Origin of the sequence: Brevundimonas olei (genome assembly GCF_037055245.1) — a bacterium.
Classification (GTDB): domain Bacteria; phylum Pseudomonadota; class Alphaproteobacteria; order Caulobacterales; family Caulobacteraceae; genus Brevundimonas; species Brevundimonas olei.
In genome coordinates this window covers 2,243,432-2,269,200 of record NZ_CP146369.1, presented here as the reverse complement: position 1 = coordinate 2,269,200, position 25,769 = coordinate 2,243,432, and the positions used below count along the sequence as shown (strand labels likewise).

The following is a 25,769-nucleotide window of genomic DNA, read 5'->3' as shown; positions in this document are numbered from 1 at the left end:
CCAGCCGCCATATCCGCGCGCCTTATGCCGACCGGGCCCCGACCGGGGCAGCAAGAGATCAAGGAGTTCGCCGTGAAACCGTATCTGCTCGCCGCCGCCGTCGCCGCCGTTCTTCTGAGCGGCGCTCCGGCGCTCGCCCAGGACGCTTCGACGCCCGCCTATCAGGCCGCCGTCGCCGACGCCCTGCGTCCAGCTGATGAGGTCGAGCGCGACCCCCTGCGTCATCCGGCCGAGATGCTGGCCTTCGCCCAGGTGAGGCCGGGCTGGCGGATCGCCGACATCCGCCCCGGCGCGGGCTACTTCACCCGACTGTTCGCGCGGGTCGTGGGCGAGGGCGGTCATGTCTACGCCTTCGTGCCGAACCGCACGGCCGAGCGCGAGAACCCGCGCGCCGACGCCCTGGTCGCCGCCTATCCCAACGTCAGCCGCGTCAACGGCGACTTGGACGCCATGAGCTTCGATCAGCCGCTGGACCTGGTCTTCATGAGCCAGGAGTATCACGACTTCCACATCCCCCGTTTCGACGTGGACGTGGCCAAGATGAACGCCGACATCTTCAAGGCGCTGAAGCCCGGCGGCCTCTATGTCGTCATCGACCACCAGGCCGCGCCCGGCGCCGCCAACTCCGTGGTCGAGACCCTGCACCGCATCGAGGGCGCCCAGCTTCGCAAGGAGGTCGAGGCCGCCGGCTTCGTGTTTGACGGCGAAAGCACGGCCGTCGCCAACACGGCCGACGACCACAGCCTGAACGTCTTCGACGAGGCGATCCGGGGCAAGACCGACCAATTCGTCTATCGCTTCCGCAAGCCGAACTGAGGCGCCTCGTCTCGAATTGGTGACTGGCGAAGCGGGACGGGCGGCGCTAACCCTCGGCCAAAATCCATAAGGGAAACGCACAGATGACTCGCATCGCCTTCATCGGCCTGGGCAACATGGGCGGCGGCATGGCCGCCAATCAGGCCAAGGCCGGGCATGACGTGGCCGCCTTCGACCTGTCGCCCGCCGCGCTGGAACGCGCCGCCGAGGCCGGCTGCCGCACCGTCAGTTCGGTCGCTGAAGCCGTGAAGGACGCCGAGGTGGTCATCACCATGCTGCCCGCCGGGCCGCACGTCCTCAGCGTCTATTCCGAACAGATCATCGGCGCCGCGCCGTCCAGCGCGCTTCTGCTGGACTGCTCGACCATCGACGTGGAGACGGCGCGCAAGGTGGCGGCTCTGGCCAAGGAGGCGGGCTACGCCTTCGCTGACGCCCCCGTCTCGGGCGGCACGGCGGCTGCCGACGCAGGCACCCTGGCCTTCATGGTCGGCTGCGACGAGGCCGATTTCGCCCGCGTCGAACCGGCGCTGGACCCGATGAGCCGCATCACCATCCGGGCGGGCGACCACGGCGCGGGGCAGGCCGCCAAGATCTGCAACAACATGCTGCTGGGCATTTCGATGATCGGCACCTGTGAAGCCATCGCCCTGGCCGAGAAGCTGGGTCTGGAGCCGGAACGCTTCTTCGAAATCGCCTCCAAGTCGTCCGGCCAGTGCTGGAGCGTGACCAGCTACTACCCCTGGGCCGGTCCGGTGCCGACCGCCCCGTCGAACCGCGACTATGAAGGCGGCTTCGCCACGGCCATGATGCTGAAGGATCTGAAGCTGGCGCAGGACGCCGCCGCCAAGGCGGGCGCCACGACCCCGCTGGGGGCGCAGGCCGAAGCCCTCTACGCGCTGTTCAACGGCCTCGGCTACGGTGGCAAGGACTTCTCCGCCATGGTCCAGATGCTGCGCGGCCGCATCGACACCCTGGCGCAGTGAAATTTGGCCCAGCGAAATTTGACCCAGTGACGCGTCAGGGCGGGCTTCGCCTTCTGGCTGCTCTGGCGGCGGTGGGTCTGATGGCCGCCGCTCCAGCCGATCCGCTTTACCGGGTCGCGCCGGGCCTGTTCCAGGCAGGGAATCCCGACCTGGGGTTGAAGCCGGCGCCGGGCGCCCAGACGTTCACGGTCTTCGCCCCAGGCGAGAACACCGACCGATTCAGCAACGGCGTGGTGCTGACGCCCTTCAAGGGGCGACTGTACGCCCAGTGGCAAAGCTCGGCGCGGGACGAGGATGCGCCCGATACCTGGGTCGCCTGGAGCGTCAGCGAGGACGGCGAAACCTGGCGTGCGCCCGCCGTCCTGGCCGAGGCGGGCGAGGGCGGGGTGATGCGCTCCAGCGGCGGATGGTGGACGGACGGCGAAACCCTGGTCGCCTATGCCAACGTCTGGCCCGACGGCTTTCAATCCGGGGCGGGCGGCTATGCCGAATATCGCCTGAGCCGCGACGGCGAGACCTGGAGCGAGCCGCGCCGCGTCACGGGCGTCGATGGGCCGGTTGAGGGCGTGATCGAGCAGGACCCACACCTGATCGGCGGCCGTCTGATGACCGGCTTCCACAGGCGTCCGGGCATGATCGCCACGCCCTTCTACACTGATGACGCCCTGGGCGTGTCGGGCTGGACCGCCGGACGGATGCAGAACCTGCCCCGCGACGTCAGCGGCGCGGCCGCCGAACACGAAAAGCAGCTCAGCCGCGAGATCGAACCCAGCCTGTTCCAGCGCGGCGATTGCGCCGTCATGGTCTTCCGCGACGAGGAGCTGAGCTTTCGCCAACTGGCGTCGGAAAGCTGTGATCGCGGCGTGACCTGGACCACGCCCGCCTTGACCGACATGCCGGATTCGCGGGCCAAGCAGAGTGCGGGCAACCTGCCGGACGGGACGGCCTATCTGGTCAATGCGCCGAATGCGGACCGCCCGCGGGTTCCCCTGGCCGTGACGTTGAGCTCCGACGGGCGGCTTTTCGACCGCAGCTTTCTCCTGCGCGGGGCGAGCGATCTCCAGCCGCTGCGTTACGAGGGACAATACAAGCGGCCCGGCTATCACTACCCCAAGAGCGTCATCTGGAATGGATGGCTCTATGTCGGCTATGCGACCAACAAGGAGGATGTCCAGGTGACGCGTATTCCGATCGAGACCTTGGCCGAAACCTCTCGCTGAAGGTTCTGAGAACCGTTATCAATTAAGGGGTTGGGACGTTTTGTCCGGCTCCTGACATGGACAAGACAGGGCGGCGCGCGCAATTAGGCTCCAAAAGCTGCATAAGCGAAAGAAGCGCCGCCTTGTTCGACTATAAGTCCGCCTTTCAGAACTCTGTGGAGCAGGTCCGCAGCGAGGGTCGTTACCGCGTCTTCGCCGATCTGAAGCGGGTACGCGGCCAGTTTCCCCGGGCGGTGCGCCGCCGCGAGGACGGCACGCAGCAGGACGTCGTCGTCTGGTGCTCCAACGACTACCTGGGCATGGGCCAGCATCCGGCGGTGATCGAGGCCATGCAGGCCGAGGTCGAGAAGACCGGCGCCGGGGCGGGGGGCACGCGCAACATCTCGGGCACCACGCGCTCGGCGGTCGATCTGGAAGCCGAACTGGCCAGTTGGCACCAGAAGGAAGCGGCCCTGTTGTTCACCTCGGGCTATGTGGCCAATGAGGCGACGCTGTCGACCCTGCAGAAGATCCTGCCGGGCCTGATCACCTTCTCGGACGCCCTGAACCACGCCTCCATGATCGCGGGGATTCGCAACGGCGGCGGCGAACGCCACATCTTCCGCCACAACGACCTCGAACACCTTGAGGAACTGCTGGCCGCCGCGCCTGCCGATGCGCCCAAGCTGGTCGCCTTCGAGAGCGTCTATTCGATGGACGGCGACATCGCCGACATCGCCGGCACCATCGCCCTCGCCAAGAAATACGGCGCCCTGACCTATCTGGACGAGGTTCACGCGGTCGGCCTGTACGGCGCGACCGGCGCGGGCGTGGCCGAGCGCGACGGCGTGCTGGACGGCATCGACATCGTCGAATGCACCCTGGGCAAGGCCATCGGCGTCATGGGAGGCTACATCGCCGCCGACGCCGTGATCGTGGACGCGGTGCGCAGCTGGGCCTCGGGCTTCATCTTCACCACCAGCCTGCCGCCGGCCCTGACCGCCGGCGCCTTGGCCTCGGTCCGCCACCTGAAGGCGCACCCCGAACTGCGCGACGCCCATCAGGAGCGCGCCGCGACCCTGAAGAGCCGCCTGACCGAGGCGGGCATTCCCGTCCTGCCCAGCGTCAGCCACATCGTGCCGGTGCACGTCGGCAACCCGGTCCACTGCAAGCTGATCTCGGACATGCTGCTGGAAGAGCACGGCATCTACGTCCAGCCGATCAACTATCCGACCGTGCCCAAGGGGACCGAGCGCCTGCGCTTCACCCCTTCGCCGGATCATGACGACGCCATGATCGACAAGCTGGTCGAGGCGATGGACAAGCTCTGGTCGCACTGCAACGTGGCGCGTCGTCCGGTCGCCGCATGACGGCTGACTCTGAACTCGGCGAAGTCATCGTCGAGTTCATCCGTAACGGCCCCTATGTGAAATGCTCGGCGGTCCACACGGCCACCGGCGTCGAGGTTTCGGCCATGGGGCCCGTCGCCGAGCCGCGCGCTGTCGAGCGGGTGGCGATCGCCAAACTGAAAAGAGCGCTGTTGGCCGATTAGGGCTGGCCGGACTTTCCCGCCTCCTGTCAGGCGGGCTTTATATTATGCAATCGGCGCCTTATCTTCCCATCTATCGCTGTTAGGCAGCGTCGGGGGCGTGATGGGGGCGGGTATGAGTTCATTCTACAATCGCCGGGAGCAGGGCGAGGTCACTGTCTTTACGGTTACGCCTGCGCCGTATCCGGGCGACAAGGGCGCGGGTCAGATCTTCGCGCTCGGCGTGGCGATGATCTGCGTCGGGGTCGTTCTGCTGATTTTCGTCGTCGGCATCGCCTTCATTGGTCTGGGCATCGCCTGGATCATACAGAGCCGCAACCTCAAGAAGCGCTGTGAATTTGAGAACGCTCATCGCACGCCCAAGGATATCAAGATCAGCGCCTCGGGTGTGGCCGCCAACGGCTATCTCTATGAAATCGAGAACGTCGTCGAAGTCATGGTGTCTCATCATGATGCCGGGCCTTCTCGTCAAACGGGAAAAGCGGTGGCTGACCTGAAGAACGCGCAGGCGTTTGTCAGTTATCAGGTCAGCGTGCGGCTGCGATCAGACAGTCGGCCGATCGTTTTGATGGAGGGACTGACGTCCGAGACAGCGCGCTCTTTGGCGCAGGATATTTCGATGCTCCTGACGAAGGCCCGAGCCGCGCGCTAGGATTTGGGCTTATCCGCCGCTTCAGCGTCAGCTTTATTGCGCCGTCGTCAGAGAGGCGGCAGGCACAATATATTGTGGTGCGGGGCGGGGCGGCCTAGATAGGGGCGCCGTTTTCGCTTTCAGCCTTCGGGGTGCCGCCTGTGACCGCCTTCACGCACGATTCCTACTTCTCCAAGAGTCTCGCCGACGCCGATCCGGCGATCTTCAAGGGCATCCAGGGCGAACTGGGCCGCCAGAAGGAGCAGATCGAGCTGATCGCCTCCGAGAACATCGTCTCGCAGGCGGTGCTGGACGCGCAAGGGTCTGTCCTGACCAACAAATACGCCGAGGGCTATCCGGGCCGTCGCTATTACGGCGGCTGCGAGTTCGTCGACATCACCGAAGATCTGGCCCGCGAGCGCGCCAAGGAGCTGTTCGGCGCCGCCTTCGTCAACGTCCAGCCGCACTCGGGCGCCCAGGCCAACCAGGCGGTCTTCTTCTCCCTGCTGCAGCCGGGCGACACCTTCCTGGGCATGGATCTGGCCTGCGGCGGCCACCTGACGCACGGGTCGCCCGCCAACCAGTCGGGCAAGTGGTTCCGTCCGGTCACCTACAAGGTGAACGAAGACGATCATCTGATTGATTATGATCACGTCGCCGAAATGGCCCAGAAGGAGAAGCCCAAGCTGATCCTGGCTGGCGCCTCGGCCTACAGCCGTCACATCGACTTCAAGCGCTTCCGCGAGATCGCGGATTCGGTCGGCGCCTATCTGATGGTCGACATGGCCCACTATGCCGGCCTGATCGCGGGCGGCGCCTATCCCGATCCGATCCCGCACGCCCACGTCGTCACCACCACGACGCACAAGACCCTGCGCGGCCCGCGCGGCGGCATGATCCTGTCCAACGACCTGGACCTGGGCAAGAAGATCAACTCGGCCGTCTTCCCCGGCCTGCAGGGCGGCCCGCTGGAGCACGTCATCGCCGCCAAGGCCGTGGCCTTCGGCGAGGCGCTGAAGCCCGAGTTCAAGCTCTACGCCCAGCAGGTCGTGAAGAACGCCCAGGCCTTGGCGGCCGTTCTGGTCGAACGCGGCCTGGCCATCGTCTCGGGCGGCACCGACAGCCATCTGATGCTGGTCGACCTGCGTCCCAAGGGCGTGACCGGCAAGGCCACCGAGCATGAGCTCGAGAAGGCGCTGATGACCTGCAACAAGAACGGCGTGCCGTTCGACACTGCGCCCTTCACCGTCACCTCGGGCGTCCGTCTGGGCACCCCGGCGGGCACCACGCGCGGCTTCGGCGAAGAAGAGTTCAAGCAGATCGGTCACTGGATCGCCGATGTCGTCTCGTCGATGAACGGCGGTGACGAAGCCGATCCGGCCGTCGTCGCGGGCGTGGCGGCTCAGGTGCGCGAACTGACTGCGCGCTTCCCGATCTATCGCTAAGGGACCCATCGGATGAAGTGCCCCTTCTGCGGAAACGCCGACACCCAGGTGAAGGACAGCCGCCCGTCTGACGACGGCGCGGCCATCCGGCGCCGTCGGTCCTGCCCGCAGTGCAACGGGCGCTTCACCACCTTCGAGCGGGTGCAGCTGCGCGAACTGGTCATCCTGAAACGGAACGGCCGCCGCACCCCCTTCGACCGCGACAAGCTGGAGCGCTCGCTGGGCATCGCCCTGCGCAAGCGTCCAGTGCAGCCGGATCAGGTCGAGCTTCTGGTCAGCCGCATCGTGCGCCAGCTGGAAAGTCTGGGCGAAACCGAGATCCCGTCCAGCATTGTCGGCGACTTCATCATGAAGGCGCTGAAGTCGGTCGATGAGGTCGCCTACGTCCGTTACGCCTCGGTTTACAAGGACTTCCGCCACACCAGCGACTTCGCCAAATTCCTCGGCGACGAGGGTTTCGACGAGACCAAGTCCGGCCAGGACTGATGCGCCCTCGCGTCACCCTGAAGCTGGCCACGTCGCTGGACGGCCGCATCGCCACGGCCACGGGCGAAAGCCAGTGGATCACCGGGCCGGAGGCGCGCCTTCAGGGCCACCGCCTGCGCGCGACGCATGACGCCATCCTGGTCGGCGTCGAGACGGTGCTGGCCGACGATCCCGAACTGACCGTCCGTCTTCAGGGCTATGAAGCAGGGCATCCTCTTCGGGTTGTCCTCGACAGCCGCTTGCGCACGCCGGGCACGGCCAAGGTCGCCGGTGGAAACACTCTCATTCTGACGACCGCCGCGCCCCGGGCCATCGGTCAGGCCGAGGTCCTCGCGGTCGCCGCCGACGGCGGTCGCCCGGCCACCTCCGCCATCCTGGAGGCCCTGACCGCCCGCAACGTCGGCTCCATCCTGATCGAAGGCGGGGGCCGCGTCGCCGCCTCCTTTATCCAGGCGGGGGCGGTGGATGCGATCGAGTGGTTCCGTGCGCCGATCCTGCTGGGCGGGGAGGGGCGGCCCTGCGTCGCCTCCCTGGCGCTTGCAAAGCTGGCCGACGCCCCCAAGTTCCGTCGTCTGGGCGTCGAGCCTGTCGGAGACGATCTGTGGGAACGCTACGCCCGCGCCTGACGCCTCCTCAGGCGCGATTTCAGACGAATTAGACTAATTAGACTCTGTTTTTTTGGGTCCGAAGGGACCGGAGCTTTCATGTTCACCGGCATCGTCACCGATATCGGCCGCGTCCGCAGCGTCCGTGAAACCAACCGCGACCGTCGCTATGAGGTCGAGACCGTGTGGGACACGGCGGGCATCGACCTGGGCGCCTCCATCAGCCATGCGGGCTGCTGCCTGACCGTCACGGAAAAGGGCGAGGGGTGGTTCGCCGTCGAGGTGTCCGGCGAGACCCTGTCCAAGACCAAGCTGGGCGACTGGAGCGAGGGCAGCCGTATCAATCTGGAGCGCGCCGCGAAACTGGGCGACGAACTGGGCGGCCACATCGTTTCCGGCCACGTCGACGGCCTGGGCGAGGTCGTGTCCATTACGCCCGAGGGCGGATCGCACCGCATCGTGATCGAGGCGCCGGCGCCCCTGCACAGATTCATCGCCCCAAAGGGCTCAATCACGGTCGATGGGGTTTCCCTGACGGTGAATGGGGTGCATGAGCGCCGCTTCGACGTGAACATCATCCCGCACACGTGGGATGCGACCACCCTCGGCGGCCTGAAGGTCGGCGAAAAGGTCAATCTGGAGATCGACATGCTGGCGCGTTACCTCGCGCGGTGGCAGGAGACCGCATGATGAAACTGGCCGTCTACAACACCGACAGCCCGATCAGCTCGATCGAGGACATTATCGAGGACGCCCGCAACGGCCGCCCCTACATCCTCGTGGACGCCGAGGACCGCGAGAACGAGGGCGACATCGTCATTCCGGCCCAGTTCGCCACGCCGGACCAGATCAACTTCATGATCCGCTATGCGCGGGGCCTGGTCTGTCTGGCCCTGACGTCCGAGCGCGCCAAGCAGCTGCGCCTGCCGCCGATGGCCGCCGAGAACCGCGAGAGCATGGGCACGGCCTTCACCATCTCGATCGAGGCCAAGGAAGGCGTCACGACCGGCATCTCGGCCGCCGATCGCGCCCATACGGTCCAGGTGGCGGCCGATCCGTCGCGCACCGCCGACGACATCGTCTCGCCGGGCCACATCTTCCCGCTGGTCGCGCGCGACGGCGGCGTCCTGGTCCGCACCGGCCATACCGAGGCGGCCGTGGACATCAGCCGTATGGCGGGCCTGATCCCGGCCGGGGTGATCTGCGAGATCATCAAGGACGACGGGACGATGGCGCGGATGCCCGACCTGATCGCCTTCGCCCAGCTGCATGGGCTGAAGATCGGCACCATCGCCGACCTGATCGCCTATCGCCGCCGCACCGAGCGCTTTGTCGAGCGCGTGATGGAGACGCCGTTCGAGAGCGTCCACGGCGGCGCGTTCAAGCTGATCCTCTATCGCAACACCATCGAGGGCGCCGAGCACATCGCCCTGGTGCGCGGCGACATCGACCCGGCGAAGCCGACCGTCGTGCGCATGCACCAGATCGACTTCGCCGCCGACCTGCTGGGCCATGTCGAGGCCCGTCAGGACTATATTCCGAGGGCCATGCGCGCGCTGGCGGCCCAGGACGGGCCGGGCGTCGTCGTCTTCCTGCGTGATCCCGGTCTGCATGGTCTGGCCGAGCGGCTGGGCGCCACCAGCAAGCCCGCCGCCGTGGATCGTTCGCTGAAGGCCTATGGCGTCGGGGCGCAGATTCTGCTCGACCTCGGCGTCAAGGATATGATCGTGATGAGTTCGACGCGACCCAATCCGACGGCGCTGGAAGGCTACGGCCTGCGCATCGCCGGTTGGCGCGACATGGACGGAGAAGACCAATCTTGAACGAACCCACTCGCGTCCTCATCGTCGAGGCGCGCTTCTACGACGAACTGGCCGACGCCCTTCTGGAAGGGGCGAAGGACGCCCTGCGCGCGCAAGGCGTCCAGTATGACGTTGTGACCGTGCCCGGCGCGCTGGAAGTGCCGACCGTGATCGCCATGGCCGAAGAGGCCGGGCGCTATCCGACCGCCCCGCGCTATGACGGCTACGTCGCCCTGGGCTGCGTCATTCGCGGCGAGACCTACCATTTCGAGATCGTCTCGGATCAGTCGGCCGCCGGCATCCGCAATCTGGGCCTGAAGGGCGTGGCCATCGGCAACGGCATCCTGACGACCGAGGACGAGGAGCAGGCCTGGACCCGCGCCCGTCTCAGCGAGGGCGACAAGGGCGGCTTCGCGGCCCGCGCCTGCCTGGACCTGATCGCCATCCGCAAGCGCCTGCGCGGGGGGCTGGCCTCGTGACCGAACCGACCAGCGCCCCGGCGACCGTCGCCGAAGTCATGGCCCAGCTGGCCGAGGCCGAGAAGGCCCGCGCCGAACCGCAACTGACCAGCCGTCAACGCCGCGCCCGCACGGTCGCCCGCCTGGCCGCCGTCCAGGCCCTGTATCAGATGGAGCTGGCGGGCGAGGGCGTCGAAAGCGTCGTGCGTGAGTTCCGCAATCACCGCTTCGACGCCGACATCGACGGCGCCCCCCTGGCCGAGGCGGACGAGGACTGGTTCTCCGACATCGTCCACGGCGTGGTCGAGGATCAGCGGGCCATCGACGAGGCGGTCAAGGCGCGTCTGGCCTCCAATTGGCGGATGGAGCGTCTGGACGCCACCCTGCGCGCCCTGCTGCGCTGCGGCGCGTGGGAGCTAAAGCACAAGCCCGACGTCCCGCGTGAGATCGTGATCGACGAATACGTCGAACTGGCCAAGGCCTTTTTCGACGATGCGGAGGCGAAGTTCGTGAACGCGGCGCTGGACGGCGTGGCGCGCGATGCCCGCGATTGACGTCGCGGGTGAATTCGAGACCATCCAGCGGCTGCTGAAGCCGCTGGCGCACCCGGAATGGGCGAGGGGGCTGGCCGACGACGTGGCCGCGCTGCCCTCGCGTCCGGGACACGACCTCATCCTGACCAAGGATGCGATTGTCGAGGGCGTCCACTTCCTGCCCGACGACCCGCTGGATACGGTGGCGCAGAAGCTGCTGCGCGTGAACCTGTCCGATCTGGCGGCCAAGGGGGCCGAGCCGTTCGGCTATCTGCTGGCCTGCCACTGGTCCGAACGTTGCGGCTGGCCGGAACGCGAGGCCTTCGTCGCCGGACTGCGGCGCGATCAGGCCATTTTCGACATTTCCCTGCTGGGCGGCGACACGGTGAAGACGCCGGGACCGGCCAGCTTCTCGGCCACCCTGCTGGGTTGGGCGCCGTCGGGGGCGGCGGTCAGCCGGGCGGGCGCGCGGCCGGGCGATCTGGTCTTCGTCACTGGCACGATCGGCGACGGCTGGCTGGGCCTTCAGGCCGCCCAGGCGACCCTGAGCCTGGAGCCCGAACGCATGGACGCGCTGGAGGCCGCCTATCGCACCCCCATGCCGCGCGTGGAGTTCGCGCCCGTCGTCCTGGGCCTGGCGACCGCCAGCGCCGACGTGTCCGACGGCCTGCTGGCCGACGCCGCCCATATCGCTGAGGCCAGCGGCGTCAGCCTCGAGATCGACCTGGAGCGCCTGCCCCTGTCCGCCGCCGCCCAGGCCTGGTTCGAGGGGCGCGTCGATCCGCAGGCGGCGCTGGAGCTGCTGGCCAGCGGCGGCGACGACTATGAGATCCTGCTGACCGTCCCGGCGGGCGCCGAGAACGCCCTGCGCCGCGAGGCCGAGCGCCGCCATCTGCGCCTGACCTGCGTCGGCCGCGTGGCCGAGGGCAGGGGGCTGTCGCCACGCTATCTGGGCCAGGCCATCACCCCGACTCGCACGGGCTGGACCCACGGCTGAGGGCAACGGAATCCTAACGGGACAGGGCCAGACTGCCGCCATGAACCGCCGCGCCCTGATCCTCGCCGTCGCCGGCGCCGCCCTGTCGGGGCCGGCGCTCGCCTCGCCGTCGGCGGAAACGCCCGCCCAGCCGGCGAGCTTCAACCTGACCGGCGTGGGCCTGCCGATCATCGTGGGCGCTCGCGTCCGAAACTACATCTTCGTGGTGCTGAAGCTGCATCTGGGCCAGGGCCACGCCCTGGATGCGGTGAGGGCCAAGGAGCCCTATCTGCGCGACGCCCTGGTGCGCGCCGGGCACCGCACGCCCTTCGTCCTGGCCGACGACTGGAATCAGGTGGACCCCGAGGCCCTGAGCGCCAGCCTGATCCGCTCGGCCGACGCCCTGATCGGCAAGGGCGCGATCATCCGTGTCGAGGTCGTCAGCCAGGCCGCGCGCCGCCGCACGACCGTCCGCGCCGTCTAGAAGAGCGCTGTTGCGCCACGGCTCTGCTTTTGGCACGATTTAGCCGCAATTCCCGAGGGGCGTGAATTTGCGTCCGTAAGCGCACGGGGGGACCGGAAGGCGGCCGAGAGGCGACAACGCCCGTAGCGCAGCCCATGGATCCGCGCGTCTAGTTGCATAGGGCTTGGAAACGCCATGACGTCATATCTTTGGCTGGTCATCGCGGCCGGCGCTCTGGGGGTGCTTTACGGCGCCGTCCAGACCGCCGTCCTGATGAAGGCCGACAGTGGTAATGAACGGATGCGTGAGATCGCCGCGGCGATCCAGGAAGGGGCATCCGCCTATCTGAAGCGTCAGTACACAACGATTGGCATCGTAGGGGTCGTGATCTTGGTCGCGGCCTTTTTTCTTATCGGAACCTGGGCAGCGCTGGGCTTCCTGATCGGCGCGGTCCTGTCGGGCGCGGCGGGCTATGCGGGGATGCTGATCTCCGTTCGCGCCAACGTCCGCACGGCCCAGGCCGCGTCGCAGAGCCTGTCCAAGGGACTGGACCTGGCCTTCCGCTCGGGCGCCATCACCGGCATGTTCGTGGCGGGCGGCGCGCTTCTGGGCGTGTCCGGCTACTACGCCTTCATGACCCAGGGGCTGGGCCACGCCTCGACCAGCCGCGAGGTCATCGACGGCCTGGTCGCCCTGGGCTTCGGGGCCTCGTTGATCTCCATCTTCGCGCGACTGGGCGGCGGCATCTTCACCAAGGGAGCCGACGTCGGCGGAGACATGGTGGGTAAGGTCGAGGCCGGCATCCCTGAGGACGACCCCCGTAACGCCGCCACCATCGCGGACAATGTGGGCGACAACGTCGGCGACTGCGCTGGCATGGCCGCCGACCTGTTCGAGACCTATGCCGTCACCACGGTGGCGACCATGGTGCTGGCGGCCATCTTCTTCCGCAACCAGCCCTATGTGGACGTGCTGATGCTGCTGCCGCTGGCGATCTGCGGCGTCTGCATCGTGACCTCGATCATCGGCACCTTCTTCGTCCGTCTGGGCAAGAGCGGCAACATCATGGGGGCCCTGTACCAGGGGCTGATCGTCACCGGCGTCCTGTCGTTGGGCGCGGTCTGGTGGGTGATCAACCAGCTTCTGCCGGGGGCGGTCGAAACCTCGGGCGGGCTACTGATCCAGCCGATGAACCTATTCTGGGCGGGCGTCGTCGGCCTGCTGGTCACGGCGGCCATTGTGGTCATCACCGAATACTACACCGGCACGGGCTTCCGCCCGGTGAAGTCGGTGGCCAACGCCTCCGTCTCAGGGCACGGCACCAACGTGATCCAGGGGTTGGCCATGTCGCTGGAGGCCACGGCGCTGCCGGCTCTGACCATCATCGTGGGCATCGTCGCAGCCTTCCAGTTGGCGGGTCTGTTCGGCATCGCCATCGCCACCACCACCATGCTGGGCGTGGCGGGGATGATCGTGGCGCTGGACGCCTTCGGTCCGGTCACGGACAACGCGGGCGGCATCGCCGAGATGGCGGGTCTGCCGCCTGAGGTCCGCGTTTCGACCGACGCCCTGGACGCCGTGGGCAACACCACCAAGGCCGTGACCAAGGGCTACGCCATCGGTTCGGCGGGTCTGGGGGCGCTGGTCCTGTTCGCCGCCTATGTGGAGGACCTCAAGTTTTTCGCGGCCGAGGCGCAGCCGGGCAGCTTCTTCCACGGACTGGGCGCGGTCGCCTTCGACCTGTCCAACCCCTATGTCGTGGTCGGCCTGCTGTTCGGGGGGCTGCTGCCCTTCCTGTTCGGCGGCCTGTCGATGACGGCTGTGGGGCGCGCCGCCGAGGCCGTGGTGGCCGAGGTCCGGCGTCAGTTCCGCGAGAACCCCGGCATCATGACCTTCCAGACCAAGCCCGAATACGGCAGGGCGGTCGACATTCTGACCAGCGCGGCCATTCGCGAGATGATCGTGCCGTCGCTGCTGCCGGTTCTGTCGCCGATCGTCCTGTTCGTCGTCATCCTGTTCATCCAGCCGGACAAGGCCAACGCCTTCGCCGCCCTGGGGGCCATGCTGATGGGGGTGATCGTGACGGGTCTGTTCGTCGCCATCTCGATGACCTCGGGCGGCGGCGCCTGGGACAACGCCAAGAAGGTGATCGAGGAAGGCTTCACCGACAAGAACGGCGTCGTCCACGGCAAGGGTTCTGAAGCGCACAAGGCCGCCGTCACCGGCGACACCGTGGGCGATCCCTACAAGGACACGTCAGGTCCCGCTGTGAACCCGATGATCAAGATCACCAACATCGTGGCGCTTCTGCTGCTGGCGGTGCTGGCGAGCGGCAAGATCGTCTGACGGCGTTTCGCTGAAACTGAAAACGCCCCGGAGAGCGATCTCCGGGGCGTTGTCTTTTTTGCGCCCTATGCTCGCGACGCGGTCGCTCGCGGCTTGAGGGCGCCTGTTTGTAGGGGCCGCTTAGTCCGGGCGGCGCTGGCCGGGGACGTCGTCCTCGGTACGCGGCAGTTGGCCGCGGCCGACGTTGCCGAGCAACTGTTCGAGGATGGTCAGCTGGCGTCCGCGGGTCGGGGTCTCGCGACGCTCCATGGCGATCTGGCGGCCGTCTTCCAGCCCCAGGGTGCGCACGTTGGCGACCTTTTCGTCGCCCTCGGCGAAGGTGATTTCCGTGACGGTCCGCTGCGACACTTGCGGCTTGTTGTAGGTGTAGCGTTGCGTCGTCTGGGTCAGGTAATACCAGACGTTGTCGCTCTCGAAGGTCGAGGTCGTGGAGGGCGTGCCCAGCTTGGCCAGAACGGTCTCGCGGGTGTCGACGCCCACTTCGACGTCCTGAGGCTTGGCGTCCACGGCCTGGAAGCCCTGAGTGGCGACGACGGGGGCGCAAGCGCCCGCAGCGGCGGCGAGCGAGGCGGCGATGATGAGCGACGTAAAACGGGGCATCGGCGATGGGCCTCTAGGAACAAGGTCTTTGACCTAACCGTCGCTGCGTCCTAGTGCAACGGCGCGGCGGAAAAGGGGCCGTGAAATCCTATGTTCAAGACACTCTTCAGACGACAGACGCAAGAGCGCCAGGCGCAGGGCCTTTACGCCCTGGCCGTGGAACAGGCGCGCCAGCCCGATTTTTACGCCCGCCTGGGGGTGGCGGATCGAATCGACGCGCGGTTCGAACTCTACACCCTGCATGTCCTTCTGCTGTTCGTGCGGATGAAGGGCGAGGGCGAGCGTGGGGCCGATCTGGCTCAAAAAATGTTCGATACCTATGTCTCGGCCCTGGACAATGTGCTGCGCGAGTTGGGCGTCGGCGATGTGTCGGTCGGCAAGAAGATGCGCAAGCTGGGCGAAGCTCTCTATGGCCGGATGAGCGCCTATGAGAAGGCGCTGCGCGATGGCGACCGTGACGGCTTCCAGGCCTCGATCGCACGCAATGTGTTCGAGAGCGACGATCCCGCAGCCGGCGCCGAACTGACCCGCTATGCGCTGGAATCGCACGAACGCCTGGCGCGTCAGCCGATTTCCGCCGTGGAAAAGGCGCCGGACTGGGCCATGATCGTCGCATGACGATTCCCGCCCTGCCTTACAGCGACCCCGTCCGCCTGCATCAGATCGGCGCAGGTCTGTCCCGGCGACTGGAGCCGGACGCTGAAGCGCGTCAGCGCATCGCGCGCGCGCTGAACCTGAAGTCGCTGGATCGTTTCGAGGCGGATCTGGAGGTGACGGCCACGGTGTCGGGCTGGCTCCTGAGGGGACGAGTCGTGGCTGACGCCGTTCAATCCTGCGTGCTGACGCTGGAGCCCCTGCCGGTCCACATCGACGAGCGGTTCGAGATCAATCTGGTCGAGGCCCTGGATACGCCGCCTTCGGACGAGGGCGAGATCGATCTGGAGTTGGACGACAATTCTCCCGACGTGGTCGAGAACGGCCAGATCGACCTGGGCCAGTACGCCGTCGAGCAGTTGGCCCTGCATCTGGACCCTTACCCGCGCAAGGAAGGCGCCGTCTTCGAGCAGCCGCCGGAGCCGGGCGAGATTTCCCCTTTCGGCGTGCTTAGAACCTTGAAGCCGGGCGACTCCGACAAGAGTTGACCTAAGGGCGCCCCGGTTGCATCCACAGGGTGCGACATTTGCGTCTGTACGCCCTAACATTGAAGCGCCGCGACAAGACGGCGACGGAGTCGATTTCCACTTGGCATCATCCACACTGATTTCGCTCGACGCCATGGGGGGCGACCACGGTCCCGCCGTCGTGGTCGGCGGCGTGAAGGCCTATTATTCCCTGTATGGGGGCGACGGCGTGCGCTTCCTGCTGCACGGCGACGAGGCGGCGATCCGCGCAGAGATGGCGCGCCTGCACGTCTCGGACGACCTTTGCCAGGTCCGGCACACCGACAAGGTCGTCGCCATGGACGAAAAGCCGGCCCAAGCGATGCGGCGGGGCAAGGGCTCGAGTCTGTGGAACGCGATCGAGGCGGTCAAGACGGGCGAGGCCCAGGGGGCTGTTTCCGCCGGCAACACCGGCGCCCTGATGGCGATCTCCAAGCTGATCCTGCGCATGGCGGTCGACGGGCTGGAGCGCCCCGCCATCGTCGCCAGCTGGCCGACCAAGCGCGGCGTCACCGCCGTTCTGGACGTGGGCGCCAACATCGGCAGCGATGCGCGCCAACTGGTCGAGTTCGCCATCATGGGCGAGGCGTTTCAGGCGGCCGTGCATGGGGTGGAAAGACCGACGGTCGGCCTTCTGAACGTCGGCTCCGAAGAAATGAAGGGCCATGAAGAGGTGCGCGAGGCTCACGCCGTCCTGCGCACCGACGCCGTGCCGGTGAACTACACCGGCTTCGTCGAGGGGCACGACATCGCCGCCGGAACGGTCGATGTCGTCGTTACCGACGGCTTCACCGGCAATGTCGCCCTGAAAACCGCCGAAGGCACGGCCCGCTTCATCTCGGGCCTGCTGAAAGAGGCGCTGACCTCGGGTCCTCTGGCCAAGCTGGGCGCCCTGATCGCCATGCCGGCCCTGAAGAAGATGGCGCGCCGCATCGATCCCAGCAGCGTCAACGGCGGCCCCTTGCTGGGCCTGAACGGCATCGTCGTGAAAAGCCACGGCGGCGCCACGGCCGAGGGCTATGCAAACGCCATCCGCGTGGCTGTCGAACTGGCCCGCAGCGACTATCTGACCAAGGTCAGCGCCAATTTCGCGCGTCTGGCGGCGGCCATGGACGAGACGGCGCCCGCCGTCATGGGAGAGACCGAACAGTGAGCGTCATCCGCAGCGTCGTTACCGGGGTTGGCTCCTTCCTGCCCGAGCAGGTCGTCACCAACGCCGACCTGACCAAGATCGTCGACACTTCCGACGAATGGATCATCGAGCGCACCGGCATCCGCCAGCGCCACAAGGCCCGCGACGACGAGCCGACCAGCGACCTGGCGCTCAAGGCCGCCGAGCGCGCCCTGGCCGACGCCGGCAAGACGGCGGCGGACGTCGATCTGATCATCGTCGCCACCACGACGCCGGACCAGACCTTCCCGGCCACGGCCGCCATCGTCCAGCGCAAGCTGGGCGCGCCGGTGGGCATCGCCTTCGACATTCAGGCGGTCTGCTCGGGCTTCGTCTACGCCTTGAGCGTGGCTGACGGATTTGTCGCGCGCGGTCAGGCCAAGTGCGCCCTGGTCATCGGCGCCGAGGAAATGACCAAGCTGATGGACTGGACGGACCGCACCACCTGCGTCCTGTTCGGCGACGGCGCCGGGGCCTTCGTGCTGGAGCCGGGCGAGGGGCAGGGGACCAAGGACGATCGCGGCGTGCTGGGCTTCGCCCTGCGCTGCGAGGGCGCCAAGTCGGACATGCTCTATGTCGACGGCGGCCCGGCCACGACCGGAACGGTCGGCCACCTGCGGATGCTGGGCAACCAGGTCTTCCGTCACGCCGTGGTCAACATCGCCGAAGCCATCACCGCCGCCGCCCAGGTCGCGGGCGTCGACATCCCCGAGATCGACTGGTTCGTGCCGCACCAGGCCAACCAGCGCATCATCAAGGGCGTGGGCGACCGTCTGGGCCTGGACGAGGGCAAGGTGATCTCGACCGTGGCCATGCACGCCAACACCTCGGCCGCCTCCATCCCCCTGGCGATGGACGTCGCCATCAAGGATGGGCGAATCAAGAAGGGCGATCTGGTCCTGGTCGAGGCCATGGGCGGGGGCCTGACGTGGGGCGCGTGCGCCTTCCGGTTCTAGATTCGCATTGAGGACTTTGATTTCCGGCCGTTTTGCCCTTCAATGCCCCGCCGATTGATTGCGGGGAGATGCAAGTGGCCGGACATCACACCCTTACCCGGGCGGATTTGTGCGAAGCGGTCCACGAGGAAGTCGGGCTGTCCCGACAGGAATGCTCTGGACTGGTCGAGCGCACGCTGGACCTGATCGTCGACTCGCTTGAGCAGGGCGAGACGGTCAAGCTGTCGGGGTTCGGCGTCTTCCAGGTCCGTGAAAAACGCGCCCGCATGGGCCGCAACCCCAAGACCGGCGAACCGGCCGCCATCAACCCCCGCCGCGTCATCAGCTTCCGCGCCTCCCAGATCATGAAGAGCCGGGTGCACGACGCCGTCGTCGAGACCTGAGATCCTTGGCCAAAAGCCCCAAAGCCTTCCGCACCATTTCTGAAGCGGCCGATGAAGTCGGCGCCCCCCAGCATGTGCTGAGGTTCTGGGAGACCAAGTTCGACTTCGTCGTCCCGGTGAAGCGGGCCGGGGGGCGCCGTTTCTATCGGCCCGACGACGTCATGGTGCTGAAGGCCGTCCGGCGCCTGCTGCATGACGAGGGACTGACGATTCGCGGCGTCCAGCGTCTTGTGCAGGATCAGGGCCTGGCGCGGCTGACGGCCTATGCCGATCCCGCCGCCACGCTGGAGATTGATTCGGGTGATCGAGCTGAAACGGCGTCGGAAGCGGCGGTGACGCCGGCGGCTTCGGCGCGTCTCGAGGCCGTGTTGAGCGACCTTGAGGGGGCCAGAGCCCGGTTGGAGGCCGTTCTGCGCCGATAAGGCGGAAGTTGTTGTCGATAGAGCGTTTTAGGGTTTGCGGAGCACCGAACCGCCGTCTATAGGGAGCGCCTTCGGAGCGTGGCGCAGCCTGGTAGCGCACTTGACTGGGGGTCAAGGGGTCGCAGGTTCGAATCCTGTCGCTCCGACCATTTGCTGAGGGTTATCAGCAGGCTGAAACGGCCGGTGAGGGAAATCTCGCCGGCCGTTCTGCTGTTCAGGCTTTCGTTCTGTCGTCCGGCGCGCGCTCGGCCCAGCGAAGCAGGGGGATGAGCGGCACGCCCCAGCCGATCCCCGCCACGGCGAAGAAGATCAGGTCGATCCACCAGGCGTCCGGCAGATGGTCGTGCAGGGTCACCGCGCCCCACACCCAGAAGGCCAGGAAGCCGATGACGCCGAGGGTGGCGATGAAGCGGCGGGCGCGAGGCGGCATCAGCGTTTGCTCCGGAATAGGAAGAAGGCGACCAGACCTATGACGACAGCCGCGAAGGCCCAGGGAAGCCATTCCCAGTCGGCCAGGGTGGCGACGGCGAAGACGCGGATCGCCAGGAAGGCCCCGCAGGCGGCGCTGACCAGGGCGACCAGAATCGTCCCGCCCAGGCCGCGACGGCCCGTCAGCAGATCGGCGATCCAGGCCAGGCCCAGGGCCCCGGCCAGGGCGATGGCGATCTCGATATATTGCACCGGTCGGCGCTCCCTAGAATGTTGTGCGACGCTTTGGCGTAGAAACCGACTCGATCTTGCCTCGCGGGAGGGGCATATCCCTCGGTTCCGCCGCCCGCGAAAGAGGCGGCAAGCATATCGGGGCGAACGGCAGGCGTCGAATGAAGCGTATTGGTGAACTGGACCGCAGCCGCGCGGTGGCGCTGTGGCTGTTTTTCTGCGCGACCCTGGTGTTCGCCATGGTGGTGGTCGGGGGCGCGACGCGCCTGACCGGCTCGGGCCTGTCGATCACGGAGTGGAAGCCGATCATGGGCGCTCTGCCGCCGATGAACCACGCCGACTGGGTCGAGGCGTTCGACAAGTACAAGGCCATCCCCCAGTACGTTGAAGTCAACGCCGGCATGAGCATGGCGGAGTTCCAGTACATCTTCTGGTGGGAGTGGGCGCACCGGCTGTTGGGGCGTCTGATCGGCGTGGTCTTCGCCGTGCCTTTCGTCCTGTTCCTGGCCTTCCGCGTCCTTCCGCGCCGTCTGATCGCGCGCTGTGCGATCCTGCTGGCCCTGGGCGGCCTGCAGGGGCTGATCGGCTGGTGGATGGTGTCCAGCGGCCTGGCCGAGCGCGTCGACGTGGCGCCGGAGCGGCTGGCGACCCATCTGGGTCTGGCCTTCCTGATCTTCGCCGGCCTGATCTGGACGGGGCTTGAGGCCTGGTCCGGCTCGGACTTCACGCGTGCGCCGCGCGGATGGAGCTGGGGCGCGGGTCTGTTGCTGGGCGGGGTCTTCTTCCAGTGCCTGCTCGGCGGTCTGGTGGCCGGGGCCAAGGCGGGCATGATCTACACGGACTGGCCGATGATGAACGGCGCCCTGTTTCCGCCGGTCGCTTGGGGGCAGGGGGCGCTGACCTTCCTGCATGATCAGGGGCTGGTGCAGTTGAACCACCGGATCGGCGCCTATGTGCTATTATTTGCTGGCACCTTCTATGCCGTCCAGGCCCTGCGCGGGCGCCTGGGCGAAGGGCTGGGCGCTTCGGCCCTGGTGCTGGCGGGCGCGCTGTGGCTGCAGGCGGGGCTGGGCGTTCTGACGCTTATCCACGCGGTGCCGGTGACCCTGGGCGTGCTGCATCAGGCTGCGGCGGCGCTGGTGCTGGCGGCGGCCACGGTGAACCTGTGGCTGGTGCGGCGTTCACGTCCGAGGATGTTCGTCTCGGGGCTGCGCTAAGAAAAAGGCCGCCTTCCTCGATCAGGAAGGCGGCCTTTTCAATTTGAGCGAGGGAAGCCCTCTAGCCGATCTTCACCCGCGTGGCGGATTCCGGCAGGTCCTCGCCGAAGGCGCGCTGATAGAATTCGGCTATGGTCGGCCGCTCCAGTTCGTCGCACTTGTTCAGGAAGGTCAGGCGGAAGCTCAGGGCCACGTCGCCGTCGAAGATGATGGCGTTCTGGGCCCAGGTGATGACCGTGCGCGGCGACATGACGGTCGAGATGTCGCCGTTCATGAAGGCGTTGCGGGTCATGTCGGCGACGCGGACCATGGCGGCGATGCGACGCTTGCCCTCGGCGTCGTTCCACTCGGGCACCTTGGCGGCGACGATCTCGGCTTCGACGTCGTGGTCGAGATAGTTCAGCGTGGTGACGATGTTCCAGCGGTCCAGCTGCGCCTGGTTGATCTGCTGGGCGCCGTGATACAGGCCTGTGGTGTCGCCCAGGCCGACGGTGTTCGAGGTGGCGAACAGGCGGAACCATTTGTTCGGACGAAGGACGCGGTTCTGGTCCAGCAGGGTCAGGCGCCCTTGCGCCTCCAGCACGCGCTGGATCACGAACATGACGTCGGGGCGGCCTGCGTCATATTCGTCGAACACCAGGGCCACCGGGCGTTGCAGCGCCCAGGGCAGGATGCCTTCGCGGAACTCGGTGATCTGCTTGCCGTCCTTCAGGACGATGGCGTCCTTGCCGATCAGGTCGATGCGGCTGACGTGGCTGTCCAGATTGACGCGAACCAGGGGCCAGTTCAGGCGGGCGGCCACCTGCTCGATGTGGGTCGACTTGCCGGTGCCGTGGTAGCCTTGGACCATCACGCGGCGGTCATAGGCGAAGCCTGCGCAGATCGCGATCGTGGTCTGGGGATCGAAGCGATAGGACTCGTCGATCTCCGGCACGTGGCTGTCGCGCGTCTCGAAGGCGGGCACGAGCATGTCGGAATCGACGCCGAACGCCTCTCTGAGCGTGACCTTGCGGTGCGGTTCCAGGGTGACGAGCGGATCGGGGGAGGCGTCGAGCGGAGAGGTCATGGCCATCCACCTAGCGCCCTCGCGCGCGCGGCTCAACACGCGCGAGGGGCCGGATGGATTATTCGCCCTGGGCCGGTCGCCTATTCCGCCGACAGGTCTACGTCGACGTTGCCGCGCGTGGCGTTGGAATAGGGGCAGACCTGGTGCGCCTTCTGGATCAGGTCGTCGATCACCGCGCGATCCAGTCCATGGTCCGACACCCGCAAGGCGACATCGAGATTGAAGCCCTCGCCTCGGGTGTTCTTGCCGAATCCGATCCCCGCCGAAACCTTGGTGTCAGGACCGACGGGCGTGCCCGCCTTGCCTGAGACCAGCCGCAGGGCGCCCAGGTAGCAGGCCGCATAACCCGTAGCGAAAAGCTGCTCGGGGTTGGTCCCGTCGCCGCCCTTGCCGCCCATTTCGGTCGGAACGGACAGGCGAACATCGATCTTGCCGTCGTCGGTGGCCGATCGGCCTTCATCGCGGCCTCCGCCGGAGGCGGTTGCGTGCGCGCGATACAGAACTTCCATCTGTGGACTCCTTATCCCCAGCCTGGGGATGAACAGGGGGGTGACGAAGAGGCAACGTCTTTCAGAAACAACGGTTCTGTGATTCGGGAATTCGGCAAGAGGGTGTTAACAATTGGGCATCGCTCCCGTCGGGGGAGAGGGACATGGAAACGCACACGCAATATTTTTGCTATGTCTATGACGCGCCCGGAAGGACGCCTCAGATGTTTCCCCTGGAAGCCGACAGCTTCACGGAGGCGGTCCAGGAAACGCAGCGCATGATGCTGGACGAGACCGGGGCCGAGGTCTTTGCCGAAATCTGGGATTCCTCGGCCGTCGATCAGTCCATGACCCGCGTCGACGCCTTGCCGGGCGAGGGCGGGCTGTTGAGAACGCTCAGGCGTGACCGGCCTTCTTCAAGGTTTTCCAAGCCTTGATGACGCTCTGAAGCTTGGCTTCCGCGCCGCGATCGCCGCCGTTGGTGTCCGGGTGGAAGCGCTTGAGCATCTCATGATAGCGCGCCTTGATCGCGGCCTTGTCGGCGCCGGGCTCGAGACCCAGGTCAGCCAGGGCGGCGCGCTCCAGCTTGCCCAGTCGATGACTGGGATCGTCCTGCACCGGGCCTTCGGCGTGAACCCGCCGACCGAACAGGCCGAAGCTGTCGCGCCATGAACCGGCGCCTGAATTATTGGCCGTGCCGAATTTGGCGGCGAAGGCGGCGGCCTCGCGCGTCTGCGGTCCGGCCTTCATCTGCCAGGTGGGACGGCCGCCGGTCATGGCCTCGTTTTCCTGGGCGGCGCGAATCTGGCCTTCGTTCATGCCGGCGTAGAAATTCCAGCTCTTGTTGTACTGGGCCGCATGCGCCTGACAGAAGTCATAGAATTCGTTCAGCTGCTCGCGGGACTTGGGCGCGCGGGCCGTGGCCGGCCGGGTGCACTCCGCCCATTCGCAGGCCTTCTCGCCAGGCTTGAGGCGCAGGACATCCTCCGCCGCTTCCTGTTCGTCGTCGGAACGCGGCGGCTTGACCCGAATGTCGGTGAAGCGAGGCTTGTATTGAAAAGACGCAGACATCGCCCGAAGTGTAGGGCCGAATTGGTCAGCTTCAAGGAGTCCCTATGTCTGACGGCCCGATCGCGACGGTTATGCGCGGAAAACTGACGGCGGCCTTCGCGCCGGTGCGCCTGGAACTGGAGGATGACAGCTGGAAGCACGCGGGCCATCATCATGAAGGCGGCATTGACGCGAAGGACGGCGGGGAAAGTCATTTTCAGCTGACCATCGTATCCGACGCCTTCGCCGGCCAGACGCGCGTGGCCCGACAGCGCGCCGTCAACGCCGTGCTGAAGGAGGAGCTGGCCGGTCCGGTGCACGCCCTTTCGATTCGGGCGCAGACGCCGCAGGAAGCTCAGGCCTGACGCCGGTCGCCGCCGTTGATAATTCGGATTACGTAGTTATCCGCATTCATATCGTCTTAGAACCTTTCATTCTAGCGTCCGCACCCGAAGCATTTTGGAGCGAGCGGGGGCGTCGCGATGGTTGGATCTGACGGGTTTGCGAAGGGGATGGATGGGGCGCAGGCGCCGGGCGAAGCGGCCCAGGCCCTGACCGCCATCCTGCAAACCCACTATCTGCGCTATCTCATTATCGTCAGCTGGGCGTTGGGGCTGATTGCGACGGTCGGTCTGGCGCACGGCCTGCTCTGGTTCGTCGCGACCCTGGCCGCAGGCGCCTTGCGCGGCGAGGTCGAGAAACGCGTCAGCCAGAGCGCGGGCGCCGGCTGGGGGCTGGTGTTCCCGGCGGTGGCGACCGCCACCACGGCGGTCTGGGCCGTGGCGCCCCTGCTGGCGTGGTTCTCGCCGTCGCTGTTCGGGCGTGAACTGGCCATCGCCCTCCTGATATCGGGCTATGTCCTGGTGTTCGCCCAGCTGAGGAACTCGCCTCGGCAGGCTATTCTCATCTCGTCTCCCTATGGCGCGGCGGCGGCGATCATCGGCGCCAGCCTGATCGGCGACCCCGTCTTCTGGCCCTTTGTCGCCCTGGCGCCGTTCACGGCCGCCAGCCTCTTCGTCCTTGTGACGATGACCATGCTGCGCGAGGAGCGGATACGCGCCTTCCAGGAGCATCAGGCGCATCTCATCGAGGAGCTGGAGGCCGCGCGCGACAAGGCCGATGCGGCCAATGAGGCTAAGTCCAACTTCCTGGGCGTCATCTCCCATGAACTTCGCACGCCGATGAACGGGGTGTTGGGCGCGGCGCAACTGTTGAGCGCGACGCGGCTGGAAGGGGCGCAGCGCGAGTATCTGGCGATCATCCGCAACTCGGGCGACAACCTGCTGAGCCTGCTGAACGACATCCTCGACATGACCAAGATCGAGGCCGGGCGCATGAATTTCGAGACGGTGGACATCAATCTGGAGGATCTGCACCGTCGCATCATCGGCCCGTTCGAGGCCCAGGCCGAGGCCAAGGGGCTCGACTTCGTGACCGCCTTCGAAGGCGACATTCCCGCCGTGGTGCGCGGCGATCCCTTGAGGGTCTGCCAGGTGGTGCAGAACCTCCTGTCCAACGCGGTCAAGTTTACGGATCAGGGCGCCGTTCGTTTCGTCACCCGAGGGCGACGCGTTTCCGAACGCCGCGTGACCTTTGAATTCGCCGTCATCGACAGCGGCGCCGGCATCTCCCAAGCGGACATGGAACAGTTGTTCCAGCCCTTCACCCAGCTGGACGCGTCCTCGACACGGCGGTTCGGCGGCACCGGGCTGGGGCTGACGATCTCGCGCCGCCTCGCCAACATCATGGGGGGCGACATTTCCGTGACCTCCAGCCCGGGCGAAGGCTCCACCTTCACCTTCGTCGTCGAGGGCGAGGTGGTCGCCTGGCGCGCGGCCGAAGCCGCGACGCCAGCCGAGGGCGACGTCGTCATGAGCGACGGCATGGAGGTGCTGGTGGTGGAAGATCACCCCGTCAACCGCATGATCCTGGAAGCCTGGATGGCTTCCACCGGGCGGCGCAGCAGCATCGCTGAAAACGGTCAGGAAGCCGTCGACGCCGCTCGGGACCAGCGGTTCGATCTTATCGTCATGGACGTCAACATGCCGGTCATGGACGGCTTGGCGGCGACGCGCCTGATCCGTGAAGGGGGAGGGGCCAACGCCGAGACGCCCATCGTGGTTCTGTCGGCCTCGGCGCGGAACGAGGACCATGAAGCCGGGCTGGCGGCGGGCGCTGACGCCTATCTGAACAAGCCGATCGATTTCCGCAGCCTGTCGGCCCTCATGGCGCACGCCAAGGGCGGACGGACGGCGCTTCGCCGCTTGATGGATCAGGAAGCGGAGGCCGCCTGATCACGCGGCG

Annotated in this window: 32 protein-coding genes and 1 tRNA gene; 27 read left to right on the top strand and 6 right to left on the bottom strand. The window is 66.7% G+C overall.

Going from position 1 to position 25,769, the window contains the following annotated elements:
- Window positions 1–72: 72 nt before the first annotated feature.
- The 16 genes from V8J38_RS10850 to V8J38_RS10775 all read left to right on the top strand — a co-directional run bounded on the left by V8J38_RS10850 (window position 73) and on the right by V8J38_RS10775 (window position 14,292).
- Window positions 73–816, top strand: a complete 744-nt coding sequence (locus V8J38_RS10850) for a hypothetical protein (protein WP_338575635.1) — start codon at window positions 73–75, stop codon at window positions 814–816.
- A gap of 83 nt (window positions 817–899) precedes the next feature.
- On the top strand, window positions 900–1,799 hold the full coding sequence (gene mmsB, locus V8J38_RS10845) for a 3-hydroxyisobutyrate dehydrogenase (RefSeq protein WP_338575633.1): 900 nt from the start codon (window positions 900–902) through the stop codon (window positions 1,797–1,799).
- A gap of 26 nt (window positions 1,800–1,825) precedes the next feature.
- Complete coding sequence (locus V8J38_RS10840; RefSeq protein ID WP_338575632.1) at window positions 1,826–3,019, top strand: sialidase family protein; 1,194 nt, start codon at window positions 1,826–1,828, stop codon at window positions 3,017–3,019.
- A 122-nt stretch (window positions 3,020–3,141) separates the two neighbouring features.
- Window positions 3,142–4,368, top strand: coding sequence for a 5-aminolevulinate synthase (gene hemA, locus V8J38_RS10835; protein WP_338575631.1), 1,227 nt, complete (start codon window positions 3,142–3,144; stop codon window positions 4,366–4,368).
- A complete protein-coding gene (locus V8J38_RS10830; protein ID WP_338575630.1) occupies window positions 4,365–4,550 on the top strand; it encodes a DUF6898 family protein in 186 nt (61 codons plus the stop codon). Before hemA ends, V8J38_RS10830 begins: the two co-directional genes overlap by 4 nt.
- Window positions 4,551–4,662: 112 nt before the next feature.
- Window positions 4,663–5,199 carry a hypothetical protein gene (locus V8J38_RS10825; RefSeq protein WP_338575629.1) on the top strand — a complete coding sequence of 179 codons (537 nt, stop codon included), beginning with the start codon at window positions 4,663–4,665 and terminating at the stop codon, window positions 5,197–5,199.
- A 140-nt stretch (window positions 5,200–5,339) separates the two neighbouring features.
- Window positions 5,340–6,623, top strand: coding sequence for a serine hydroxymethyltransferase (gene glyA / locus V8J38_RS10820; RefSeq protein ID WP_046653460.1), 1,284 nt, complete (start codon window positions 5,340–5,342; stop codon window positions 6,621–6,623).
- 12 nt (window positions 6,624–6,635) lie between these two features.
- The gene (nrdR, locus tag V8J38_RS10815; protein ID WP_024352817.1) at window positions 6,636–7,109 is read left to right on the top strand and encodes a transcriptional regulator NrdR; all 474 of its coding nucleotides are present in this window, start codon (window positions 6,636–6,638) and stop codon (window positions 7,107–7,109) included.
- The gene (locus V8J38_RS10810) at window positions 7,109–7,735 is read left to right on the top strand and encodes a RibD family protein (RefSeq protein WP_291782351.1); all 627 of its coding nucleotides are present in this window, start codon (window positions 7,109–7,111) and stop codon (window positions 7,733–7,735) included. Before nrdR ends, V8J38_RS10810 begins: the two co-directional genes overlap by 1 nt.
- Window positions 7,736–7,813: 78 nt before the next feature.
- Window positions 7,814–8,404, top strand: coding sequence for a riboflavin synthase (locus V8J38_RS10805; protein WP_303718038.1), 591 nt, complete (start codon window positions 7,814–7,816; stop codon window positions 8,402–8,404).
- Window positions 8,401–9,537: a 3,4-dihydroxy-2-butanone-4-phosphate synthase gene (gene ribB / locus V8J38_RS10800; protein ID WP_291782345.1), complete on the top strand. Its 1,137-nt coding sequence runs from the start codon at window positions 8,401–8,403 to the stop codon at window positions 9,535–9,537. Before V8J38_RS10805 ends, ribB begins: the two co-directional genes overlap by 4 nt.
- Window positions 9,534–9,995, top strand: coding sequence for a 6,7-dimethyl-8-ribityllumazine synthase (ribH, locus tag V8J38_RS10795; RefSeq protein WP_312217740.1), 462 nt, complete (start codon window positions 9,534–9,536; stop codon window positions 9,993–9,995). The genes ribB and ribH overlap by 4 nt, the downstream gene beginning before the upstream one ends.
- Window positions 9,992–10,528 (top strand): transcription antitermination factor NusB, encoded by a 537-nt coding sequence (gene nusB / locus V8J38_RS10790; protein WP_422388293.1) that lies wholly within the window; start codon window positions 9,992–9,994, stop codon window positions 10,526–10,528. Before ribH ends, nusB begins: the two co-directional genes overlap by 4 nt.
- A complete protein-coding gene (gene thiL / locus V8J38_RS10785; RefSeq protein WP_338575625.1) occupies window positions 10,515–11,504 on the top strand; it encodes a thiamine-phosphate kinase in 990 nt (329 codons plus the stop codon). The genes nusB and thiL overlap by 14 nt, the downstream gene beginning before the upstream one ends.
- A 40-nt stretch (window positions 11,505–11,544) precedes the next feature.
- Window positions 11,545–11,967, top strand: coding sequence for a hypothetical protein (locus tag V8J38_RS10780; protein ID WP_338575623.1), 423 nt, complete (start codon window positions 11,545–11,547; stop codon window positions 11,965–11,967).
- Between the two features lie 174 nt (window positions 11,968–12,141).
- Complete coding sequence (locus tag V8J38_RS10775) at window positions 12,142–14,292, top strand: sodium-translocating pyrophosphatase (protein ID WP_291782335.1); 2,151 nt, start codon at window positions 12,142–12,144, stop codon at window positions 14,290–14,292.
- A gap of 120 nt (window positions 14,293–14,412) precedes the next feature.
- On the opposite strand, the gene V8J38_RS10770 is transcribed toward V8J38_RS10775, so the two are convergent.
- The gene (locus V8J38_RS10770; protein WP_291782332.1) at window positions 14,413–14,892 is read right to left on the bottom strand and encodes an outer membrane protein assembly factor BamE; all 480 of its coding nucleotides are present in this window, start codon (window positions 14,890–14,892) and stop codon (window positions 14,413–14,415) included.
- Window positions 14,893–14,982: 90 nt separating this feature from the next.
- On the opposite strand from V8J38_RS10770, the gene V8J38_RS10765 reads away from it, so the two are divergent.
- From V8J38_RS10765 to V8J38_RS10735, 7 genes are all read left to right on the top strand, one after another.
- Window positions 14,983–15,510, top strand: a complete 528-nt coding sequence (locus V8J38_RS10765) for a ubiquinol-cytochrome C chaperone family protein (RefSeq protein ID WP_291782330.1) — start codon at window positions 14,983–14,985, stop codon at window positions 15,508–15,510.
- Complete coding sequence (locus tag V8J38_RS10760; RefSeq protein ID WP_291782326.1) at window positions 15,507–16,034, top strand: YceD family protein; 528 nt, start codon at window positions 15,507–15,509, stop codon at window positions 16,032–16,034. Before V8J38_RS10765 ends, V8J38_RS10760 begins: the two co-directional genes overlap by 4 nt.
- A 100-nt stretch (window positions 16,035–16,134) precedes the next feature.
- Complete coding sequence (plsX, locus tag V8J38_RS10755; RefSeq protein ID WP_291782323.1) at window positions 16,135–17,205, top strand: phosphate acyltransferase PlsX; 1,071 nt, start codon at window positions 16,135–16,137, stop codon at window positions 17,203–17,205.
- A complete protein-coding gene (locus V8J38_RS10750) occupies window positions 17,202–18,179 on the top strand; it encodes a beta-ketoacyl-ACP synthase III (RefSeq protein ID WP_291782320.1) in 978 nt (325 codons plus the stop codon). Before plsX ends, V8J38_RS10750 begins: the two co-directional genes overlap by 4 nt.
- Before the next feature lie 74 nt (window positions 18,180–18,253).
- Window positions 18,254–18,562, top strand: a complete 309-nt coding sequence (locus V8J38_RS10745) for an integration host factor subunit alpha (RefSeq protein ID WP_409450003.1) — start codon at window positions 18,254–18,256, stop codon at window positions 18,560–18,562.
- Window positions 18,563–18,567: 5 nt separating this feature from the next.
- Entirely contained in the window at window positions 18,568–18,984 is a 417-nt protein-coding gene (locus tag V8J38_RS10740; protein ID WP_291782314.1) for a MerR family transcriptional regulator, read from the top strand.
- Window positions 18,985–19,056: 72 nt separating this feature from the next.
- Window positions 19,057–19,133, top strand: a tRNA-Pro gene (locus V8J38_RS10735).
- A 65-nt stretch (window positions 19,134–19,198) separates the two neighbouring features.
- On the opposite strand, the gene V8J38_RS10730 is transcribed toward V8J38_RS10735, so the two are convergent.
- Together V8J38_RS10730 and V8J38_RS10725 are read right to left on the bottom strand one after the other, a co-directional pair.
- Complete coding sequence (locus V8J38_RS10730; RefSeq protein ID WP_312218349.1) at window positions 19,199–19,414, bottom strand: DUF2842 domain-containing protein; 216 nt, start codon at window positions 19,412–19,414, stop codon at window positions 19,199–19,201.
- Window positions 19,414–19,665, bottom strand: coding sequence for a transglycosylase (locus V8J38_RS10725; protein ID WP_312218347.1), 252 nt, complete (start codon window positions 19,663–19,665; stop codon window positions 19,414–19,416). The genes V8J38_RS10730 and V8J38_RS10725 overlap by 1 nt, the downstream gene beginning before the upstream one ends.
- Before the next feature lie 140 nt (window positions 19,666–19,805).
- On the opposite strand from V8J38_RS10725, the gene V8J38_RS10720 reads away from it, so the two are divergent.
- The gene (locus V8J38_RS10720; RefSeq protein WP_338575619.1) at window positions 19,806–20,861 is read left to right on the top strand and encodes a COX15/CtaA family protein; all 1,056 of its coding nucleotides are present in this window, start codon (window positions 19,806–19,808) and stop codon (window positions 20,859–20,861) included.
- Window positions 20,862–20,922: 61 nt separating this feature from the next.
- On the opposite strand, the gene cobS is transcribed toward V8J38_RS10720, so the two are convergent.
- Window positions 20,923–21,933, bottom strand: a complete 1,011-nt coding sequence (gene cobS, locus V8J38_RS10715; protein ID WP_291782302.1) for a cobaltochelatase subunit CobS — start codon at window positions 21,931–21,933, stop codon at window positions 20,923–20,925.
- Between the two features lie 74 nt (window positions 21,934–22,007).
- Entirely contained in the window at window positions 22,008–22,436 is a 429-nt protein-coding gene (locus tag V8J38_RS10710) for an organic hydroperoxide resistance protein (protein ID WP_291782299.1), read from the bottom strand.
- 203 nt (window positions 22,437–22,639) lie between these two features.
- On the opposite strand from V8J38_RS10710, the gene V8J38_RS10705 reads away from it, so the two are divergent.
- Window positions 22,640–22,852, top strand: a complete 213-nt coding sequence (locus V8J38_RS10705) for a hypothetical protein (RefSeq protein WP_291782296.1) — start codon at window positions 22,640–22,642, stop codon at window positions 22,850–22,852.
- On the opposite strand, the gene V8J38_RS10700 is transcribed toward V8J38_RS10705, so the two are convergent.
- The gene (locus V8J38_RS10700) at window positions 22,812–23,486 is read right to left on the bottom strand and encodes a J domain-containing protein (protein ID WP_291782292.1); all 675 of its coding nucleotides are present in this window, start codon (window positions 23,484–23,486) and stop codon (window positions 22,812–22,814) included. The two genes, V8J38_RS10705 and V8J38_RS10700, sit on opposite strands and share 41 nt — an antisense overlap.
- Window positions 23,487–23,530: 44 nt before the next feature.
- On the opposite strand from V8J38_RS10700, the gene V8J38_RS10695 reads away from it, so the two are divergent.
- Window positions 23,531–23,830, top strand: coding sequence for a BolA family protein (locus tag V8J38_RS10695; RefSeq protein WP_338575616.1), 300 nt, complete (start codon window positions 23,531–23,533; stop codon window positions 23,828–23,830).
- 117 nt (window positions 23,831–23,947) lie between these two features.
- Window positions 23,948–25,759 carry an ATP-binding protein gene (locus tag V8J38_RS10690; RefSeq protein ID WP_338575614.1) on the top strand — a complete coding sequence of 604 codons (1,812 nt, stop codon included), beginning with the start codon at window positions 23,948–23,950 and terminating at the stop codon, window positions 25,757–25,759.
- Window positions 25,760–25,769: the final 10 nt, after the last annotated feature.

Coding starts and splice junctions, on each gene's coding strand:
- V8J38_RS10760 (WP_291782326.1), top strand. CDS start 15,507: ATGACGATTCCCGCCCTGCCTTACAGCGACCCCGTCCGCCTGCATCAG.
- thiL (WP_338575625.1), top strand. CDS start 10,515: ATGCCCGCGATTGACGTCGCGGGTGAATTCGAGACCATCCAGCGGCTG.
- mmsB (WP_338575633.1), top strand. CDS start 900: ATGACTCGCATCGCCTTCATCGGCCTGGGCAACATGGGCGGCGGCATG.
- V8J38_RS10805 (WP_303718038.1), top strand. CDS start 7,814: ATGTTCACCGGCATCGTCACCGATATCGGCCGCGTCCGCAGCGTCCGT.
- V8J38_RS10730 (WP_312218349.1), bottom strand. CDS start 19,414: ATGCCGCCTCGCGCCCGCCGCTTCATCGCCACCCTCGGCGTCATCGGC.
- V8J38_RS10830 (WP_338575630.1), top strand. CDS start 4,365: ATGACGGCTGACTCTGAACTCGGCGAAGTCATCGTCGAGTTCATCCGT.
- nrdR (WP_024352817.1), top strand. CDS start 6,636: ATGAAGTGCCCCTTCTGCGGAAACGCCGACACCCAGGTGAAGGACAGC.
- V8J38_RS10690 (WP_338575614.1), top strand. CDS start 23,948: ATGGTTGGATCTGACGGGTTTGCGAAGGGGATGGATGGGGCGCAGGCG.
- V8J38_RS10775 (WP_291782335.1), top strand. CDS start 12,142: ATGACGTCATATCTTTGGCTGGTCATCGCGGCCGGCGCTCTGGGGGTG.
- V8J38_RS10810 (WP_291782351.1), top strand. CDS start 7,109: ATGCGCCCTCGCGTCACCCTGAAGCTGGCCACGTCGCTGGACGGCCGC.
- V8J38_RS10765 (WP_291782330.1), top strand. CDS start 14,983: ATGTTCAAGACACTCTTCAGACGACAGACGCAAGAGCGCCAGGCGCAG.
- V8J38_RS10770 (WP_291782332.1), bottom strand. CDS start 14,892: ATGCCCCGTTTTACGTCGCTCATCATCGCCGCCTCGCTCGCCGCCGCT.
- V8J38_RS10695 (WP_338575616.1), top strand. CDS start 23,531: ATGTCTGACGGCCCGATCGCGACGGTTATGCGCGGAAAACTGACGGCG.
- V8J38_RS10825 (WP_338575629.1), top strand. CDS start 4,663: ATGAGTTCATTCTACAATCGCCGGGAGCAGGGCGAGGTCACTGTCTTT.
- V8J38_RS10710 (WP_291782299.1), bottom strand. CDS start 22,436: ATGGAAGTTCTGTATCGCGCGCACGCAACCGCCTCCGGCGGAGGCCGC.
- V8J38_RS10700 (WP_291782292.1), bottom strand. CDS start 23,486: ATGTCTGCGTCTTTTCAATACAAGCCTCGCTTCACCGACATTCGGGTC.
- V8J38_RS10780 (WP_338575623.1), top strand. CDS start 11,545: ATGAACCGCCGCGCCCTGATCCTCGCCGTCGCCGGCGCCGCCCTGTCG.
- V8J38_RS10705 (WP_291782296.1), top strand. CDS start 22,640: ATGTTTCCCCTGGAAGCCGACAGCTTCACGGAGGCGGTCCAGGAAACG.
- ribB (WP_291782345.1), top strand. CDS start 8,401: ATGATGAAACTGGCCGTCTACAACACCGACAGCCCGATCAGCTCGATC.
- cobS (WP_291782302.1), bottom strand. CDS start 21,933: ATGGCCATGACCTCTCCGCTCGACGCCTCCCCCGATCCGCTCGTCACC.
- V8J38_RS10720 (WP_338575619.1), top strand. CDS start 19,806: ATGAAGCGTATTGGTGAACTGGACCGCAGCCGCGCGGTGGCGCTGTGG.